Here is a 19571-nt window from a genome sequence, read left to right as displayed (position 1 = left end):
GCGCTATTATATAGGCTTCAAATACAAAAGATAGCGATTCTCATTTGTATGATTAAGTAAATCCAAATTAAAATTTAAATAACTTAGTAAAATACTGATCTGGGTAGTTTTAGCATTGTTGATTAGCCAATAGCTTAGGTTTAAAGTGGTAATTACAGGCCAACATAAAGAGCAAAATTATAATGAGCAACCACGAAAAACTAAATTATGTCGAATTTCCAGCATGCGATTTAACAGCCACAAAAAGCTTTTTTACGAACGTGTTTAATTGGCAATTTACCGACTACGGCCCAGAGTACACGGCGTTTAGCGGCCAAGGGCTTGATGGCGGATTTTTTAATGCGCCGCTTAAATCGCTTACTCAAAATGGGGCTGCTCTACTGGTGTTTTACAGTAACGATATTCATGCAACTTATAAAAAAGTCGTGCAGTTTGGCGGTGAAATAGTAAAACCTATTTTTGAATTTCCGGGTGGCTGCCGGTTTCATTTTACAGAGCCCAGTGGTAACGAGTTTGCCGTATGGTCTGAAAAACACTAAGTATTACAGGGGCTACAGCGCTGTTTTAAACAGAGATCACGATTTTACCAACTACTGGCCGTTTTAATTAAAATAAACCGATTTTTTACCAACTCATTGGGTCAAAATGGCCATTTAGAATAAATATTGAGCATTTAAGGCCAAATAATCATGAATACCAGCCAATTAATAGAGCAAGTTAGTAAATGCGTGATCTGCGAACCTCATTTACCTTTAGGCGCACGCCCAGTAATACAATTTAACCCTAACGCCCGTATTTTAATTGCAGGCCAAGCGCCTGGTATTAAAGTGCACCAAAGCGGTAAACCCTTTAACGATGCCAGCGGAAACCGCCTACGTGATTGGCTTGGGCTAACATCTGCTGAGTTTTATAACGCGAATAATATAGCTATTCTACCTATGGGCTTTTGCTACCCGGGTAAAGGTAAGTCGGGCGATTTACCACCTCGAAAAGAATGCGCGCCCGCATGGAGAGAGCAATTACTGGGCGCACTGCCAAATTTAGAACTGACAATAGTGCTTGGTAAATACGCACAGGCGTATCATTTACCCCACACAAAAAATAAGCCTTTAACCGAGTTAGTAAAATCGTGGCGTGAGTATTGGCCACAATATTTAGTGTTACCGCACCCAAGCCCACGCAATAATATTTGGCTTAAAAAGAATCCATGGTTTGAGCAAACAGTATTACCAGAGCTAAGCGTTCGTGTAGCTAAAATATTAAACAAAGAGCCACAATGAACAGATACAAAACAGATGGTTATATGCTTGTAAAGGGGCTTTACAGCACCAAAGAGCTAAATAAAGTTAAGTCAATTATTGATGCATTTCATACACAATGGAAAGCTAATAACCGTGAGTTTTATAAATCCCGTGCCATTAATAGCTCAGGCATAACAAATAGTGAGTATTTGACGGCGCAGCAAAACGAGTTTTTATTTAGTTTAATTGCTGATAACAAATTAATTAAGCGTGTAAAGCAAGCGATTAGTGAGCCACTGTTTTTAAACACTCAGTTATTTTTTAATCCCGTTAATGTTACACAAAAAAATTATTGGCATCGCGATATGCAATACCATTTAAATGTGCAAGAACAACAAGCCACGTTAAACGGCCCAGACGTAGTGCACTGCCGGTTAGCCCTACAAGACGAGCCAGGTATTGAGCTTGTGCCTCAGTCACATAAAAATTGGGATACCCCAGAGGAGCTAAATGTACGTCTTGCAAAAAATAATAAACTACCAAGCGATAACTTAACTACAGGTAAAACAATTAAGCTAAATGCGGGCGACTTATTGTTGTTTTCCGCCAATATGATTCACCGTGGCTTATATGGTAAAAACCGCTTAGCACTGGATATTCTTTTTTGCGAAAATGCACCACAGCTTACTGCTTTTATAAATGCAGCAAACACCCCAAGCTCAGCAATAGCAAATAAAACCGCTAATCCACAGGTATTTTTTAACCCGCTCTAACTCCTCACTAAACCTACACAGCCTCGTATAAAACTAAACTTTTTAGCTCAACTATAAATATTACTAATAGTGCTGAATAAATAAACATCACTGTTATTTATTTTAAGAGCCGTCAGTATGAAATAAACGCAAACATATCCAATAAAAATAACCTCAATAATGGAGTTGCAGCTATGACAACTGAACACACACAGTCACACACATGTTTAAATCATGCTTTTTTAAAGCAAAAAGCACTTACTTTATTTACCCTAAGCGCACTCAGTGTGGGCATGGCACAAGCTGCCGAGAATAAAGTAAATAAGAGCGAGCTTGAGACCATTACCGTTACCTCTCAAAAGCGGGTGCAATCACTGCAAGATATTCCTACCTCTATTCAAGCGCTTTCGGGTGACTACCTCGAGCAAAACAGTGTTGACGATTTACTTGCCCTAAGCGAAAACCTACCTAATGTGCATATAACCGAAACCTCAAGCAGTAAACGTATTTTTGTACGCGGTATTGGCTCTGGCACTAACTCAGGCTTTGAACAATCGGTTGCTATGTATAAAGATGGCGTTTATTTAGGGCGCGGGCATCAAGCTAAATTTCCATTTTTAGATATGCAGCGCCTTGAGCTTATTAAAGGTCCACAGTCGGTTATGTTTGGTAAAAACGCCACAGCAGGTGCCTTTAGTATGGTTTCAAATTCACCTACAGATGTACTTGAAGGCAGCGTATCGGCAGAGTTTGGATCAGATAACGAAAAGCGCTTTACAGGCGTTATAAATATTCCTATTCATGACGATTTAGCCGTTCGAATTGCTGCGTTTGATCATTCTGTTGGTGGCTTTTTATATAACCAAGCTCGTCAAACCGACGAGCAATCTAACGATTCATCAGGCGCGCGTTTATCAATAGATTGGCAAATAAACGATGATATAAACGCATTATTTAAATGGGAACACGGTGAGTTTGAATCGCACGGTTCGCGCTACCAATACATTATTGATACGCCAAACCGAGATTTACAAATAGCTAATGACCCTACTAACCCAGGCAATGTAGGGTATCGCTCACTTTTATTAAGCGATAACTCGGGCCTAGATTACACAAGTTCAGTATCGGGCGATGGCCACCCCGGTGGGCTTAATGAACAAAGTAAAACCACCCTTGATAACGCATCACTTAAGTTAACGTATAACCATGGCGAATACGAATTTACCTCCGTAACCACGTATAGCGAGTACGATTGGGACTCAACCTTTGACGCCGACTTTTCTGAAATCCCGCTTATAAAACAAGACTACTTAGAAAACTATAACCAGTTTACGCAAGAGTTGAGAGTAAGCTCGCCAACAGGGCGCACGCTTGAATACGTTGCGGGTATTTTTTATATGAGTAGCGAGCTTAAGCACCCAAACGATATTTTATTTGGCGCATCGTTACTTATTCCTGATTTAGTGGGTACATCACTGGGCGTAAATGCGCTGTTTGATCAAGACCAACAAAGCTACTCAGCATTTACCGCCCTTACGTGGAATGTAAACGCGCAATGGCGCGCTAATTTTGGCCTGCGTTATCAAAAAGAAGAAAAAGAAGTGAGTAGTATGCAAAGTGTATATAGCGAATTTGAGCCCAATACACCGCAAGCAGTACAACAATTTGCCAATGCTGCCGCGCCCACTATTGCGGGGCAACTTTCGGGCGCGGGGGTACATAACCTTAACGCTAAGCGAGATGAATCGCACTTATCACCCAATATTAGTGTGCAGTATTTAGGGCTTAACAACACGATGTTATTTGCAAGCGCAGGCATAGGTTACAAAGCCGGTGGCTTTGATGGCTCGGGCTTAAACGGCTCGCAAGGTAATATAATTGATGAAAACTCAGGCTTTGAGTTTGACGATGAAAAAGCCACAAATTTTGAATTTGGCATAAAAGCCGAGCCAATTAAAAATATATTAGAAGTAAACGCCACACTGTTTTATACCTTGTACGATGACTTACAAGTATCTGAATTTAATGGTAATGCATTTGTAGTTAAAAACGCTGCCGAAACCAAGGTAAAAGGAGTTGAATTAGACTCGCGCTGGGCAATAAATCAAAGCTGGCAGGTATCGGCAAATCTTGCGTTACTTGATTTTGAATACGAGCAATACGCTAGTGCCTCACCAACGGTTATGCAAAGCGAGCTACTTGGGCAAGCATTTCAAGATTTAACAGGAAAAACCGGCGCGTTTGCGCCCGATTACTCAGGCAATATAGCAATTGATTACAATACCGAGGTGTTTTCAAACCTAACGTTAAGCAGCAATTTAGCGCTTAACTTTAGTGACGATTACTTTTTAGAGCAAGATCTTGATCCAATAGCCAAGCAAAGTGCTTTTGAGAAACTTAATTTACGCGTAGAACTGGGTAGCAGTGAAGGGAATTGGTCGGTGTCGTTATTAGCTAAAAACCTCACCGATAAACAAACCTTTTCGCAGGCCAATGATGTGCCAGTAATTAGCTATGCTCACCGCTTTTTATCAGAGCGTGGGCGCAGCTATCACGCACAATTTAATTACCGCTTCTAAGTTTTTCAGCAGGGATAAGCTGCTGGGCTAAACCTAGCAGCTTCTCTCGCATCCAACTATTTACTAAATCGTCATTGGCTTGTTCGTGCCAGTACATATGCACGGGCATTAACGGCACATCAAACGGCAAACTAGTTACATGCACGGGCATTTGCTCTTTTAATACTTGCGCGTACGAGTTTGGCATGGTCATTATCATGTCGCTTTGGCTAATCACTTTAGTAGCCGCAAAATAGTGTTCACATTTAAGCACCACATTGCGCGCAAGTGCATGCTTTGCCAACGCCATATCTATAATATCTACCTGCGCCCCTTTTAACGACACCAACGCGTGCGACGCCTTAGCGTAATTTTGTACGGTTAAATCATTTAATATTGGGTGATCGTGCCTACATATCAGCGAAAAGTGTTCGTTACAAATAAAGGTGTTTTTTATATGGTTGCTGGTAGGGGTAAGCACATCAATAACTATATCGAGTTCTTGGTTTTCGAGAGATTTTTCCATATCAACATGGGACACCTGTCGGCTGTTAATCGTGATGTTAGGGGTGTTTGTAAGTAAATCGCTCATTAGTGGCGGAAAAAATATCGATTCTAAAATATCTCTAAAGCCAAATTTAATTTCGCGCTTAAACGCGGCTATATCAAAAAGCCGCTCGTTGTTCATGGTGGCCTCTAATGCCTGCACCGATTCAATCACTTGCGCTATTATTTTTTGGCAAAAAGGCGAGGGCACCATACGCCTACCGTGGCGAATAAATAAGGGGTCGTCAAACTTTTCTCTAAGGCGAGAAAGCGCATGGCTAACAGCCGGTTGCGTTAAGTGAAGTTTATCGGCCGCACAGGTAATACTGCCCTCTTGGTATACCGTTTTAAGTATTACAAACAGGTTTAAATCTATCTTTCCATGCATAGTATTTATGTTTAACCATTAATTAACATCACTTCTATTTATCATAAGCGAGACTAAACTAAAGTCAACAGAGTTTAATTTAGGATTATTATGAGCAATACACTAGAGCAACAAGCCGCAAAAATGACCATAGGCAGCGACAAATTTAAACTTATTATGCCGCCTAAATTTAACACCCTAGAAGAGCAACGCACCTACGAAAAACAACGCCTAGCCGCGGGCTTTAGAGTATTTGCGATGTACGGTTTTGACGAAGGGCTTGCAGGGCACATAACGCTTCGCGATTGCATAGAGCCCGATACTTTTTGGGTAAACCCCGTAGGTATGCACTTTGCGCATATTAAAGCGTCAGATCTCATTAGGGTTTGCCACAAAGGTAATATTATTGAAGGCAGCACACCGATTAATAATGCCGCGTTTGCTATTCATTCACGTATACATATGGCGCGCCCCGACGTAAACGCAGTTGCCCATGCACATACACGTTATGGCCGTGCGTTTTCGGCATTAGGTGAGCTTCTTAAACCTATTTCGCAAGATGCCTGCGTATTTTACGAAAACCACAGTGTATTTGATGTATTTAGCGGCGTAGTAGCCGATAGTGAAGAAGGCGATATGATAGCTAAATCACTCGCTGACAACTGCGCTGTTATTTTACAAAACCATGGTTTGCTTACCGTTGGCTCATCGGTTGATGCCGCAGTTGCCAACTTTGTATTGCTAGATAGCTGCTGCCAAAGCCAGTTATTAGCACAAGCCGCTGGCAAGCCTAAGCTTATCTCGCACGAAGTAGCGCTACATACTAAACAAGCCAATGGCTCAGAGCTGGTTACATGGGGAAATTTTCAGCCCATGTATCAGGTCGTTGCCGCAAAAGATAACAGCTTTTTAGATTAAAACAGTGGCACTTAGTTTTTGCTAAACTAAATTTTGCGCGGTTGCTGCCCACACAGCATAGCCGCGTTTAAACACCATGCACACACAACACACACATTATAAAGATACGTTGAGGGTTTTATGACTATAACAACAATTAAAAACCATGCCGATGTTGGCAATTTAAACCTTGCTGAAATATCCCCAGAGCAACTGCCTCGCTCTACTTATCATGCCATTTTACAGTCGGCAAAAAAATTTGGTGATGCAACCGCTATTGAATACATTTTAGATGGCGACTGTATTAACCCAGCGCAAATTCCATTTGCTAAAAAGCTTATTCATCGCATTTTGATGACCTTTAAAGGCAAAAGCTTTGCAAATCCGCACCGTAAAATGAGCTACAAAGCGCTTGCTAATAACGTAACAGGGCTTGGCAATGCATTGCACTCGTTAGGCATAACAAAAACCGATGTAACCTCGCTGGTGTTACCTAACTTTCCTGAAACCTATGTATCGCTTTGGGCAGCAGAGGCCGCTGGCATTGCAAACCCAATAAACCCATTGCTTGATGAGTCCATAATGAAAGAAATTATGATCTCTGCTAATACCAAAGTCATTATTGCTCTAGGCCCAGTACCAGGTAGCGATATTTGGCAAAAAGTAATGGCAATTAAAGAGCATATACCCGGCCTAAAAGCCGTTATTAGCTTATTTGGTGACGACATAGCGTGCTCGCAAAACAATAAAGTACCGGTGTATGGGTTTAAAAAGTTACTCGCGGCGCAAAATACCCAAACAGCTAATTTTACTGTGCCTGAGCAAAGCGATGTGTGCGCGTATTTTCATACGGGCGGTACCACCGGCTTACCAAAACTTGCTAAGCACTTACACTTAAACCAGCTTACCAATGCAGGGCAGGTTAATTTACTTTCGCCGGTAAACGCAGGCGATACCATGTTAGTTGGCTTACCTATATTTCATGTAAATGCAGCGGTAGCAACGGGCATAGCCTCAGTAATGAAAGGCTGTAAAATTTTACTCGCAAGCCCGTCAGGCTTTAGAGGTAAAAACATCATTCAAAACTTGCTTACCCTAATTAATAATTACGATGTAGCGGTTATGACCGCGGTACCTACGGTTTATGCTGCCATGGTTGAGCAAATTACTTCGCAAAAAATGACTGTACCACCGCTTAAAATGAAGTTTGCCATTTGTGGTGCTGCGCCGCTTTCATCTGATTTGCAAGCCCTGTTTACTAAACTCACCAACACCCCACTGGTAGAGGGTTATGGCTCAACTGAGGGCAGTTCGGTAAGTACGTTAATGCCTGTAAACCCAATTAATAAAGAGGCGTCTGTAGGGCTGCCAATACCCGGTATTACGCTTAAAATTGCCGAAATAAACGAGCAAGGCACACTTGTAAAAATGTGCGATACGCACGATGTTGGCGAAATAATAATAACCGGTAATAATGTATTTCCTGGGTACGTAGAAGATGCACATAACCAAGGTGCATGGGTTGTTGATGAAAACGGCCAACAGTATTTTAGAACCGGCGATTTAGGTAAAATAGACGAGAGCGGCTATGTATCATTATGCGGTAGGCAAAAAGAGCTAATAATACGCGGCGGACACAATATAGACCCTAAAATGATTGAAGATGCCGCAACCAAACACCCAGATGTAACACTTGCAGCCGCCGTGCCACGCCCCGACAGCTACGCAGGCGAAGTGCCGGTACTTTACGTAACGCTAAGCCCAAATAGTACGCTTAACCTTAATGAGCTCTCCGAGTATGTTAGCACCCACATACCTGAACGAGCAGCAGTACCAAAAGAAATTTATATAATTGATGAAATACCGCTAACTGCCGTAGGTAAAATTTATAAACCCGAACTGGTTTGCCTTGAAATAAAACAAACCATAACAGATGCACTTAACGAGCATTTAAAAAACAAAACCGTGCAAATAAATGTGTTTGCTGATAAAAAGTTAGGCATAAAAGCCACAATTTTAGTTAAAGAGGATGAGTTAAACGCGCTGCAACAACACATAAAAACGCTGCTAACCCCATACTCATTTAACTACGAAGTGCTGGCATTAAAAACAACAGAGGCCGCCTAATTTGAACGCATCATTTTTAACAGAAATCATACTCCCCCTCGCGCTTGCCCTTATCATGTTTGGCATGGGGCTTGGGCTTACACTTGACGACTTTACGCGGCTTTTTAAAAAGCCCATAGCAATTGCTATGGGCTTAGTGGGCCAAATTATTGCCATGCCGCTACTGGCTTTAGGTTTGTGTTATTTACTTAATTTACCCACGCCTATAGCAATAGGGTTAATGATTTTAGCCGCTTGCCCTGGCGGTACTATGTCGAACGTTGTAAGCCAGCTGGCAAAGGCTAATTTAGCGCTGTCGGTAAGCTTAACCGCGGCCTCAACTGCTATTAGTATTATTACCACACCGTTTATTATTGGCTTTGCCATGCACCAATTTGCCCCGCAAATTGATGCTAATTTTTCTATATTAACTACATCACTTGGGCTATTTGTCATTACCTTAGTGCCTGTAGCTATCGGCATAAGCTTGCGCCATTTTAAAAGCGAATTTGCGATTAAAAGCGAGCCATTTTTTAGGCGTTTTTCGTTATTTTTTATGCTCGCCATGATAGCCGCACTCGTAATAAAAGAACGCGCATTATTGCTAAGCTCGTTTAACGATGTATTTTGGGCGTGTATAGCCCTTAATATTGGCTCAATGGTCATTGGTTTGCTCATAGCAAAACTTTCAAACCTAAACCTTACCGATTCGCTAACACTTGGGATTGAGGTAGGGATTCAAAACGCATCATTGGCTATTTTAATTGCTATAAGCTTTTTAAATAAGCCCGAATACGCAGTAACAGGCGGCGTATATGGCCTTGCCATGTTTATAGGCCCGCTGATATTAATTGCTGCGCTAAAAATTAAAAACAAGCGCGCACAAATTACGTTATAACCCTTAAATAATGCTTACAAAACGCCAAACCTAGCCCGCTAAGTTTGGCGTTTTTTTGTATCAATTAACGCTTAAAAATGTTTTCTACTTGGCTTCGTAGCCACATTAGTGCCTCGTCCTTATCGGTGTTTTGGTGCCAATATAAATGCTGGTAAATAGCAGGCATAGTAGTAGGTACCGACCGTGCTATAAGCGACTCATCAAGCAATTGACTGGCAACCAATGAGGGCAAGGTGAGCAAAAATGGCGAGCTTTTAATAACCTCTTTAGCTGCAAAATACGTTTGGCAGCGCATGGCTACCTCGCGGTTGAAGCTCAGCTGCAATAAAGCTATGTCTTCAATTACGGTGCCGGTGGCTCTGTTTGAAACCGCTACATGTTTAGCGCTTAAGTAATTTTCAATATTTAACTCATTTTTTAGTGGGTGATTTTTTTTCATTAATACACAAAAATGATCGCTAGAAAGTACGGCATGACTAATCGGCGCTTTTATTGGCCGTGCTACATCTATGGCCATGTCAATTTGGTGATTAGCCAATTGTTTGTGCATGTCGTCGCGGTTTAGTTTAACGCTTGCAAGGCTAGCGTTAGGCGCGTGTTTTGCAATTATTAACTGTAATTTTGGCAGCACTATGGGCTCAATGGCATCGTGAAGGGCAATTTTAAATGTTTGCGCTGTGGTAGCTAAGTCAAAATCGCCACAGGCTTGCAGTACTTGGCGTAACTTTTCGAGTAAATCTATTAGCTCGGGTGCCATACGCTGGCACGCAGGGGTTGGTACCATTAGTTGCCCTTGGCGCTCAAATAACGGATCGTTTAATACACTGCGCAAACGTTTTATAGCATGGCTTACCGCAGAGGGCGTTATGTATAGCACCTTTGCGGTTTCGCTCATGTTTTTTTCGCGGTAAAGGCACTCAAAAATTTTAAGTAAATTTAAGTCTAACTGCTGAATATTTTTAGCTTCAATCACGGTTTATCACCCACATATTATGAATTTGATTCACAGTACTTTGGTAATATATTTCATTTAATTCATTGGGGCGAATGTTTTATGCTGGGTTAACTAAAAAATAATCAGGCAACCCTAATGAATTTTGAACCAAGTCAAAAAAGCCAAGACTACCTAAAGCGTGTTACCGCCTTTATGGATGAACACGTATTGCCAATTGAGCAAGCGGTAGTTGCGCATAACCATACTAAAAATAATTCAAACGATTGGACTACTTGGCAGCTAAGTGAGCACATAGAGCCATTAAAAGCGAAAGCAAAAGCAGCAGGCCTGTGGAATTTATTTTTACCCGATACAGAACTAGCACAGGGTTTAACCTGCCTAGAATACGCCCCTATTGCAGAGCAAATGGGTAAATGTTTATTTGCCTCAGAAATATTTAACTGTAACGCCCCCGACACCGGCAATATGGAAGTACTTTATCACTTTGCAAATGATGAGCAAAAACAACAGTGGTTAACGCCTTTATTAAATGGCGAAATACGCTCTGTATTTGCCATGACCGAGCCCGATGTCGCCTCGTCAGACGCAACAAACATGCAAGCAACTATTGATACTGATGGCGACGAGCTGATTTTAAATGGCAAAAAATGGTGGACCACCGGCCTTGGCCACCCTAATGCGCAAGTGGCTATTTTTATGGGCCTTTCTAACCCCGAAAACGATAAACACAGCCAGCACTCCATGGTACTTGTGCCATTAAACACGCCAGGTGTAAAAATTAAACGTATGCTAAGTGCCTGTGGCGATTTTGATGCGCCATATGGCCACGGCGAAATGGAATTTAATAACGTACGCGTACCAAAACAAAACCTTATTTTAGGGTTAGGCAAAGGTTTTGCCATTGCACAAGGGCGCTTAGGGCCTGGGCGAATTCATCATTGTATGCGCGCAATTGGCGCAGCAGAGCGCTGTTTAGAGCTCATGATTAAACGCGGGCTGTCGCGCAGCGCTTTTGGTAAACCGTTACTTAAATTAGGCGGCAATTTAGAGCGCGTTGCGCAAGCGCGTATGGCAATAGATCAAGCCCGTTTATTAACACTGCACGCCGCATGGAAAATAGACACTCAAGGCGTTAAACACGCCATGACCGAAATATCGAGTATAAAAGTTGTAGTGCCCAATATGCTGCAAATGGTGTCTGATATGGCCATACAAGTATTTGGAGGCGCTGGGGTGTCGAGCGACTTTCCTATTGCCTCGTTTAATGCAATGGGGCGTATTTTACGCCTTGCCGATGGCCCAGACGAAGTACATATGGGCATGGTTTCACGCCTCGAACTTAACAAATACCGCTAAGGCAACACCATGAAAACACGACTAATAATAACAGGTGGGGCCACAGGCCTGGGCAAAGCATTAGCGCTTAGTTACGCGAGTAATTTGGGCGCAAACTTACAAATTTGTATTGCCGATATAAACGCCGAACGTGCAGCCATAACCATTAGTGAGCTACAAACACTAAAAGCCGATGCCTTTTTTTACGCCTGCGATGTAACCAAACAAACAGATGTAAAGGGGCTTTACGATATTATACAAACCAAATGGAAAGGCGTTGATATTGTTATTAATAACGCCGGCGTTGCCACTGGCGGCTCGCTTGAGGGCGAATCGCTTGAGCAATGGCAGTGGATTATGGACGTTAATTTGCTCTCTATGGTGCGGGTGTGCAAAACGTTTTACCCGCAATTTAAGCAACAAGGCAGTGGCTACTTTATTAATATAGCCTCACAAGCAGGGCTGACCCCCATTCCGTTTATGAGCAGTTATAACGCAGTAAAGGCGGCGGTTATTGGCTTTAGCGAAACCCTAAAACTTGAACTCGCCCACGATAATATAGATGTAAGTGTTGTGTGCCCCAGCTTTTTTAAAACCAATCTTGATGAATCAATGCGCACCAGCGAACCGGCTATGAAAACTATGCTTAACCGCGCCTTTGAGCGCTCACCCATTAATGCCGAGCAAGTTGCAGGTATTATTTATAAGCAGTCACTTAAACGCCCATTTTTAATATTGACCCATAAATTAGGTAAACAGGCCTTTTTAATGAAAAAACTACTCCCCATTGAGTGGTACATTAAAAACATGCTGAAAAAAACACGCTCTATGCAACGTTTAAAATCAAAATAATAAAGGCTAACAATGAACACACAATTATTAGATCAAGCCAAAAACGTACGCCAAGGCGAAGAGCTCGACACCCAAAAAGTAGATGCATGGCTTAAACAACACATACCGCAGTTAACTGGCGAGCCAAGCGTTACACAATACGCAGGGGGTGCCTCTAACTGGACATACTGCCTAGAGTATCCTAATCAATCCCTTATTTTGCGCCGTGCCCCAAAAGGCACAAAAGCCAAAGGCGCGCATGATATGGGTCGCGAGTTCAAATTACAACAAGCACTAAAACCGGTTTACAGCTATGTGCCAAACATGGAGGCGTTTTGCGCCGATGAAAGCATACTCGGCACCGACTTTTACGTTATGGAAAAGCTTACGGGGATTATTCCGCGTAAAAATTTACCGCGCGGATTAACGCACACTCCCGAGCGCACAAAACAGCTGTGCGAAAACGTACTCGACTGCCTAGTAGAGCTACACAAAGTAGATTTCAAACAGGCCAATTTAAGCCATTTAGGCAAAGGCGAAGGCTACACACAGCGCCAAATTAGTGGCTGGAGTGAACGCTACACTAAAGCTAAAACATGGAACGTACCAAGCGGCAAAAAAGTAATTAAATGGCTTGAAAACAACATGCCAAGCCATGAGCGCATTTGTATAACACATAACGACTTTAGGTTTGATAACGTTGTGCTTGATGCAACCGACTACACGAAAGTTCTGGGTATTTTAGACTGGGAGCTTGCCACCCTTGGCGACCCTTTGATGGATTTAGGCAATACATTGGCTTACTGGGTAGAACCCGGGGATGACTTTTTAGCCCAAGCCACGCGCCGCCAACCTACCCATTTAGAGGGCATGCTAACGCGCAAAGAAGTCGTGGCCTACTACTGTAAAAAAATGGATATAACCGTAGATGATTTTACCTTTTACGAAGTGTATGGGCTATTTAGGCTTGCAGGCATAGTGCAGCAAATTTATTACCGCTATCACCATGGGCAAACAAAAAACCCCGCGTTTAAAAACTTTTGGGTGTTTGTACATTACCTTTTATGGCGCTGTAATAAAGCCATTAAAAACCAAGGAAAAGCCTAATGTGTATTTTATATTTAGTGCGCCACGGGCAGGCCAGCTTTTCTGCTGATAATTACGATACGCTCTCAAAAAAAGGGCAACAGCAAGCCACATTACTTGGTGAGTACTTAATACAAAAGCAGCTAACGCCCGATGTGGTATTTGCAGGGAGTATGCTGCGCCATAATCAAACCGCAGAGTTAAGTTTAGCAAGTGCTAATAATGCGCCTGTGGTAATAAACGATGCGCGTTTAAACGAGTACGATCATGAACATATTTTAGCGGTTTATAATCCAGCACTTGCCACCCCAAGCCAAGTGCGTGCTGCACTAAACAAACAAGCCGACCCTATGGAATATTTTAAAACGGTATTTATTAGCGCCATTAAGCAGTGGGTACTCAACCCCGACAGCACTCAATATAGCGAAAGCTTTAATGCATTTACTGCACGTGTATTGGGTGCCCTTGAGCAAATAGCCAATGAAAACCATGGTAAAAAAGTGCTTATTTATACCTCTGGCGGGCCTATTAGCATTATTACCAGCCATTTAATGGGACTAAAACTCGAGCGCTTTATTGATATTAATTGGAGCTTAGTCAATGCAGGCGTAACCAAAGTAGTGGCGCGCGGCAAAGGGGTAAATTTAAAATTAACGATAAGTAGTTTAAACGAGCATCACTTTTTAGAGTGCCACCCACAACAAAAATTAATTACATACACCTAAGGATTTAATTATGCGCAAAAATATACTAATAACAGGTGCAAGTTCAGGCTTAGGCAAAGGCATGGCAAAAGAGTTTGCAAAACAAGGCTGTAACCTTGCCTTATGTGCACGGCGCTTTGAGCTACTAGAGCAGCTAAAAAGCGAGCTTGAACAGGTAAACCCCAATATAACCATTAGCATAAAAGTGCTTGATGTAAACGATCACGAGCAAGTGTTTAGCGTATTTAACGCCTTTAAAGAAGAGCTAAACGGCCTTGATAGAGTAATTATAAATGCAGGTATGGGCAAAGGTGCGTCTGTTGGTACAGGTTATTTTAATGCCAACAAACAAACTGCACAAACCAACTTTGTAGCCGCACTTGCGCAAGCTGAGGCCGCAATGGAAATTTTTAGAGCGCAAAATAATGGCCACTTAGTGACTATTTCGTCTATTAGTGCGGTGCGAGGTTTTAGGCGTGCCATGACCGTTTATGCTGCTACAAAAGCGGCCATTACTTCATTAAGCGAAGGCATACGCATAGATGTAATGCACACACCTATAAAAGTAAGCTGTGTACACCCAGGTTTTATAAGAAGCGAAATAAACGAAAAAGTAAAAACCGTACCGTTTATTGTTGATACCGAAACCGGCTGCAAAGCACTGGTAAAAGCAATCAATAAAGAAAAAGCCAACAGCTTTGTGCCAACCTGGCCGTGGGCGTTTTTACATTGGATTTTGCGCATAGCACCGCTTAGTACAATTCGTAAAATGTCGTAATTATTAAATTTTGGCATTAAAAAAGGTGGCAAATGCCACCTTTTCAGTAAAAATTCACTTAATTACAGTAGTGCAAAAAGCTTTTGAAGCTGTGGCATGTACTCGCTCACAAGTTCAAGGTTATTTTCGCTTACTAGCGATTCAGTAGATTCTTCTGCTGCGCTTGAGGCTTTACCAAACGCACCCATTAGTGAGCTAGCATCACTGCTTTTAGCACTTTTAAGGCTTTGTAGGCCACCCATTACTTTATTTGCTGTTTCTTGGTTTTCAGCAGAAAGGCCCGACTTTAAGTTTTCGATGTAAGCCATAGATACTTCAGAACCCACAGATACTAATTCTTCAGGCGAAAAACCGTAGCGGTTTGTCACACTTGCAAAGCTTTTGTATAGGTCTTGCTCTTTGATCATGCTAAGTGCAGTGTTTGCCATTGAGCTTTGCTCATCAACACTTTGCTCGGCAGAGCCACCTAGCATGCTTGCTAAATCTAGGCCTTTAAGTGATTCTTGGCTGCTTGCCCAATTAGACACTGCAGGCAGTGCTTTCATGTAGCTTTGTAACTGGCCTTCGCTAATGTCTTCTGCAAGGCTTGAAAAACTCATTGCTAGTAAGCTAAGTGATAAAATTATTTTTTTCATTGGGCATTTCCTATTATTTAATTAAAGCCATTAAAAACTAAATGTAAGCGCTTGCCAATACAAAACTAAAGTATTAGCTGCATTTAAACTACAAAGTAGTATAAATACTTTAACTCCCTATAACTTAAGCTGATTCAGCACAAATATAGTTACAAATGTTATAATGCATTTTTGTCGATAAGAGCTGAACGTAATGTTAACTATTTCAAATACTGTCACTATAGATGAGTGGGAACTAGAGCTAACCGCTATTCGTTCGCAAGGTGCCGGTGGCCAAAACGTTAACAAAGTAGCCAGTGCTATTCATTTACGCTTTGATATTAACCGCTCAAAGTTACCTGACTTTTACAAAGAGCGACTATTAAAACTAAACGACTCGCGCATTACAAAAGAGGGCGTAGTGGTAATTAAAGCTCAAAGCTTTCGTACCCAAGAGCTTAACCGCGAGGATGCACTAAAGCGTTTAAAAGATTTAATTTTAAGCGCAACTAAAGTAAACAAAGCCCGCCGCGCAACTAAACCAAGCCGTAACTCGCAGCGCAAACGCATGGATAAAAAAACCAAACATGGGCAAACCAAAGCCCTACGCGGAAATATTAAGTTTTAATAAAAGTTTGGGGTTATAAGTTTAAATTACTTGTAGATGCGAAACTTTTTTGCGTGATGAGCTATTAAAAGCTTCGCTTTTCGCGCGAGCAAGCTCTGCGCCTACGGCGTAATCTTAACCTTTGAGTTTAAGTTACTTGTAGACGCGAAACTTGTTTGCGTGATGGGCAAGGCCCATAAATAAAGTGCCGGTTAATTTAGCAAAGCGAAATAGGTGCGAGTGTGTAAACGCTTTAAGCCATTAAAAGCTTCGCTTTTCGCGCGAGCAAGCTCTGCGCCTACGGCATAATTCTAACCTTGAGTTTAAATTACTTGTAGACGCGAAACTTGTTTGCGTGATGGGCAAGGCCCATAAACAAAGTGCCGTTAATTTAGCAAAGCCAAATAGGTGCAAGCGTGTAAACGGTTAAAGCCATTAAAAGCTGCGCTTTCGCGCGAGCAAGCTCTGCGCCTACGGCATAATCCTAACATTGGATTTTAATTACTTGTAGACGCGAAACTTGTTTGCGTAATGGGCAAGGCCCATAAACAAAGTGCCGTTAATTTAGCAAAGCGAAGCAGGAGGTAGAGTGTAAGAGTATAAATTCATAATACGTAATTCACTGTAAGAAAGATTCTAGTTCTATGTATTGATTTTTAGTCTTCAAATATATAAATTGAACCTCAATTAGGAAAATACAAAAAAGGATTTTATTATGCTAAAAGTACACGTCTGGTTACCTCACGGAAGTATGGTAGGTCATGCTTCAATTTCATTTGGCACTACTTACATTAGCTTTTGGCCAGCTGATGATGCTGGTAAAAAAGATTTAAAAATAAAGCGTCGTCGTCCTGGTCACTTTATGCAAGCACTGGAGTTTGATATTGAAAGTGAGGGTAACCGCCGCCCCATAACTGTTACTATTTCAGGCGCAAATACGAGTGCCTTAGAAGACTATGTTGTTTCTTTAATGGAAAATATACCTCAATACCAGCTAGCTAAATTCAATTGTTCAAATGTTGTAGCTGATTGCTTACGAGTTGCCTGTGCTAAAGAGCCTAGTTTTAAGCCTAATGCTGGTGCATATGGTAAATTAGCAAGAACATTAGGTGGTGGTATATGGACGCCCCATGAAGTTTTACGTTACGCTAAGGAACTTGCAGAAACGGAAAATGCATAGACATGAAAATTATTTATGAGCCCCGCTTTAATTATCAATTAGGATTACTAAAATACTTACACCCATTTGATGGTGAAAAGTTTGCAAAAGTAATTACAGAACTTGATAACTTAGATATTGAAATAATCTACCCACAGGGGCCTGTTTCGTCAGTCAAGATCAATGAATATCTCAATGAATTAATGCGAAAATTGGTTTTAAGTAAAACGCTTATACTGAGGGCTTTGGAAGTTCCGAAAATTCCTTTCGTTAGTTTTAATTTTCTAGATAATAAAATTTTGCTACCTATGCGCTTAGCTGTTGCGGGAACTTTGCTAGGTGCTGAAAAAGCATTAAGCTCTGGCGATATTATGTGGAATTTATCAGGAGGCTTCCATCACGCTAGCAATGTTAATATGGAAGGCTTTTGTATTTATAATGATATTGGAATTAGTTATCAGCAATTATGTAAAAATGGCCAATTAAGTGAAACGGATAAAGTATTAATTATAGATGTTGATGCTCATCACGGTAACGGTAATGCATACTCTTTCAAGGATAACCAAAATGTACATTTACTAGATGTATACAACGCAGATATTTATCCAACCTCTGATTTTACGCGTAATAGAGTTAACTTCCCCGTTCCATTGAAAAGTGGCATTGAAGGCCATGAATACTTGGATAATTTAAATCAAGCGCTAAAGTTAGTAGAAACTGATTATGCTTTAGCATTTATTATTGCTGGAACTGATGTGTTAGCCGTTGATAAGTTAGGTGGTTTTGAGCTTACTGTTGAAGATGTTGCTAAGCGAGAGAAAGCCATACTTACATATTTGAAAAACCTAGATATACCTACTGTAGTTACTGGTGGCGGTGGATATTCAAAACAAAGTGCCTCAGCCATAGCTGCATCAATTAAGGCATGTTCAGAACTGTAAAGCTTCGCTTTTCGCGCGAGCGAGCTCTGTGCCTACGGCATATCCTAACCTTTGAGTATAAATTACTTGTAGACGCGAAACTTGTTTGCGTGATGGGCTGCACCGCCTACAGGTAAAATTACCTCTAGGCGTAAACAAACTACTCATAGGTATGATGGCGGGTGGCACTAAAGCGGTTTAATATATGGTGCATCACATACACCGCAGATAAACTGGCCACAATAGCCACCGCTACAGAGCTAAAGCGATACAGCGCGCTGTAAACTAAATCTTGCCCTGGGCCAAGAGAGTTGCCAAACAAAATACCAAAGGTAGTTAGTACGCCAAACCCTATGCCCGGTGCGCCGCCACCTATAATATGAAAGCGGCTAAACACAAACGAAAGTGTCCATAATATTAATACCGGAAAAAGTAAAAAGTCGGTGTGGTTATAAAGTAAAACTTGCGCTAACAACGCCGCATTACACCCAATGAGTGTGCCAATAGCACGCTGCCAACCTGCCATACCTGCCGCTTTCCAGCACAATGAAAACAAAATTAACACCGATGAGGCTTGCGCCGATATTGAATCTTGCAAATCCAGCACCTGAAACACCACAAACGAAAGCGTAGCGACCGTTGCGCACAGTAATACCTCATGGCGAATACTCTCTTTTTCCTTTGCAGGTACCGCTCTCACGGCACGCGCGGTTACATCGGGGAAAATACCATGCATAGCAAAAGCGATAGCCGTAGAGAGTAGGGTCGCCAAACCATTACTTAAAATAAGCGGATATACGCTGCTTGTACCCGTTACATAACTTGAAAAGTGCAGCTGAATAGATAACCCCACCACACCTAGCGCACCAAATAAAAAAGCCGCGCCTGAGCTCATTTGATAAAACAAAAAACAAAACGCTAAAAATACAATAATGGTCATTAAAACAGGTAAATGCGAAAACAAGCCCTGCATAACTAACACCATAGGAATACTAATTGCAGCACTGGCTAAAAACTGGCGCACTATGCTTTTATTTAATACCGGCACTAAACCAAGTAACAGCATGGGGTACACTGTAAAAAATATACCGTAAGGCCAGTTCATTAACTTACTAATAGTAAACCCTATGGTACAGCCACCGGCTATACGCAACGCTTGGCGTAAACCGTTTGAGTCTAATTGCGGCGCTTGGCTTACAACTTTGCTCATACCGCCT

Annotated in this window: 19 protein-coding genes; 15 read left to right on the top strand and 4 right to left on the bottom strand. The window is 41.7% G+C overall.

Annotated features, from left to right (window positions below):
• Positions 1-182 precede the first annotated feature (182 nt).
• From QUE46_RS19950 to QUE46_RS19935, 4 genes are all read left to right on the top strand, one after another.
• On the top strand, positions 183-539 hold the full coding sequence (locus QUE46_RS19950) for a VOC family protein (protein WP_138682757.1): 357 nt from the start codon (positions 183-185) through the stop codon (positions 537-539).
• 150 nt (positions 540-689) lie between these two features.
• Entirely contained in the window at positions 690-1280 is a 591-nt protein-coding gene (locus QUE46_RS19945; protein WP_286248488.1) for a uracil-DNA glycosylase family protein, read from the top strand.
• Positions 1277-2014, top strand: a complete 738-nt coding sequence (locus QUE46_RS19940) for a phytanoyl-CoA dioxygenase family protein (protein ID WP_286248485.1) — start codon at positions 1277-1279, stop codon at positions 2012-2014. Before QUE46_RS19945 ends, QUE46_RS19940 begins: the two co-directional genes overlap by 4 nt.
• 173 nt (positions 2015-2187) lie before the next feature.
• Positions 2188-4572 carry a TonB-dependent receptor gene (locus QUE46_RS19935; RefSeq protein WP_286248484.1) on the top strand — a complete coding sequence of 795 codons (2385 nt, stop codon included), beginning with the start codon at positions 2188-2190 and terminating at the stop codon, positions 4570-4572.
• Here the strand turns inward: QUE46_RS19935 and QUE46_RS19930 are convergent.
• Positions 4556-5485, bottom strand: a complete 930-nt coding sequence (locus QUE46_RS19930) for a LysR family transcriptional regulator (protein WP_286248482.1) — start codon at positions 5483-5485, stop codon at positions 4556-4558. The two genes, QUE46_RS19935 and QUE46_RS19930, sit on opposite strands and share 17 nt — an antisense overlap.
• A gap of 90 nt (positions 5486-5575) precedes the next feature.
• On the opposite strand from QUE46_RS19930, the gene QUE46_RS19925 reads away from it, so the two are divergent.
• The 3 genes from QUE46_RS19925 to QUE46_RS19915 all read left to right on the top strand — a co-directional run bounded on the left by QUE46_RS19925 (position 5576) and on the right by QUE46_RS19915 (position 9365).
• Positions 5576-6382 carry a class II aldolase/adducin family protein gene (locus QUE46_RS19925; protein WP_286248480.1) on the top strand — a complete coding sequence of 269 codons (807 nt, stop codon included), beginning with the start codon at positions 5576-5578 and terminating at the stop codon, positions 6380-6382.
• Between the two features lie 120 nt (positions 6383-6502).
• The gene (locus QUE46_RS19920; protein ID WP_286248477.1) at positions 6503-8488 is read left to right on the top strand and encodes an AMP-binding protein; all 1986 of its coding nucleotides are present in this window, start codon (positions 6503-6505) and stop codon (positions 8486-8488) included.
• 1 nt (position 8489) lies between these two features.
• Positions 8490-9365: a bile acid:sodium symporter family protein gene (locus tag QUE46_RS19915; RefSeq protein WP_286248475.1), complete on the top strand. Its 876-nt coding sequence runs from the start codon at positions 8490-8492 to the stop codon at positions 9363-9365.
• 64 nt (positions 9366-9429) lie between these two features.
• Here the strand turns inward: QUE46_RS19915 and QUE46_RS19910 are convergent, their stop codons facing one another.
• Positions 9430-10338: a LysR family transcriptional regulator gene (locus QUE46_RS19910; protein WP_055013506.1), complete on the bottom strand. Its 909-nt coding sequence runs from the start codon at positions 10336-10338 to the stop codon at positions 9430-9432.
• Positions 10339-10455: 117 nt separating this feature from the next.
• Between QUE46_RS19910 and QUE46_RS19905 the strand changes: the two genes are divergently transcribed.
• The 5 genes from QUE46_RS19905 to QUE46_RS19885 are packed head-to-tail and all read left to right on the top strand — an operon-like array spanning position 10456 to position 15054.
• Positions 10456-11676, top strand: a complete 1221-nt coding sequence (locus tag QUE46_RS19905) for an acyl-CoA dehydrogenase family protein (protein WP_286248472.1) — start codon at positions 10456-10458, stop codon at positions 11674-11676.
• A gap of 9 nt (positions 11677-11685) precedes the next feature.
• Entirely contained in the window at positions 11686-12507 is an 822-nt protein-coding gene (locus tag QUE46_RS19900; protein WP_286248470.1) for an SDR family oxidoreductase, read from the top strand.
• Between the two features lie 12 nt (positions 12508-12519).
• Entirely contained in the window at positions 12520-13593 is a 1074-nt protein-coding gene (locus QUE46_RS19895; RefSeq protein ID WP_055013509.1) for a phosphotransferase family protein, read from the top strand.
• Positions 13593-14297, top strand: coding sequence for a histidine phosphatase family protein (locus QUE46_RS19890; protein WP_286248465.1), 705 nt, complete (start codon positions 13593-13595; stop codon positions 14295-14297). Before QUE46_RS19895 ends, QUE46_RS19890 begins: the two co-directional genes overlap by 1 nt.
• 10 nt (positions 14298-14307) lie before the next feature.
• Entirely contained in the window at positions 14308-15054 is a 747-nt protein-coding gene (locus QUE46_RS19885; protein ID WP_286248463.1) for an SDR family oxidoreductase, read from the top strand.
• Positions 15055-15116: 62 nt separating this feature from the next.
• On the opposite strand, the gene QUE46_RS19880 is transcribed toward QUE46_RS19885, so the two are convergent.
• A complete protein-coding gene (locus QUE46_RS19880) occupies positions 15117-15689 on the bottom strand; it encodes a short-chain dehydrogenase (protein ID WP_286248461.1) in 573 nt (190 codons plus the stop codon).
• A 193-nt stretch (positions 15690-15882) separates the two neighbouring features.
• On the opposite strand from QUE46_RS19880, the gene arfB reads away from it, so the two are divergent.
• The 3 genes from arfB to QUE46_RS19865 all read left to right on the top strand — a co-directional run bounded on the left by arfB (position 15883) and on the right by QUE46_RS19865 (position 18375).
• On the top strand, positions 15883-16296 hold the full coding sequence (arfB, locus tag QUE46_RS19875) for an alternative ribosome rescue aminoacyl-tRNA hydrolase ArfB (protein ID WP_273588563.1): 414 nt from the start codon (positions 15883-15885) through the stop codon (positions 16294-16296).
• A gap of 694 nt (positions 16297-16990) precedes the next feature.
• The gene (locus QUE46_RS19870) at positions 16991-17455 is read left to right on the top strand and encodes a hypothetical protein (RefSeq protein ID WP_286248455.1); all 465 of its coding nucleotides are present in this window, start codon (positions 16991-16993) and stop codon (positions 17453-17455) included.
• A gap of 2 nt (positions 17456-17457) precedes the next feature.
• Positions 17458-18375: a histone deacetylase gene (locus QUE46_RS19865; RefSeq protein WP_286248453.1), complete on the top strand. Its 918-nt coding sequence runs from the start codon at positions 17458-17460 to the stop codon at positions 18373-18375.
• Between the two features lie 139 nt (positions 18376-18514).
• Here QUE46_RS19865 and QUE46_RS19860 read toward each other — a convergent pair whose 3' ends face one another.
• A complete protein-coding gene (locus QUE46_RS19860; protein WP_286248451.1) occupies positions 18515-19564 on the bottom strand; it encodes a DUF2955 domain-containing protein in 1050 nt (349 codons plus the stop codon).
• Between the last annotated feature and the right edge of the window lie 7 nt (positions 19565-19571).

Origin of the sequence: Pseudoalteromonas sp. MM1 (assembly GCF_030296835.1) — a bacterium.
Taxonomy (GTDB): Bacteria; Pseudomonadota; Gammaproteobacteria; order Enterobacterales; family Alteromonadaceae; genus Pseudoalteromonas.
The sequence above is the reverse complement of the archived record's forward strand: the minus strand, read 5'-3'. Positions and strand labels throughout refer to the sequence as shown.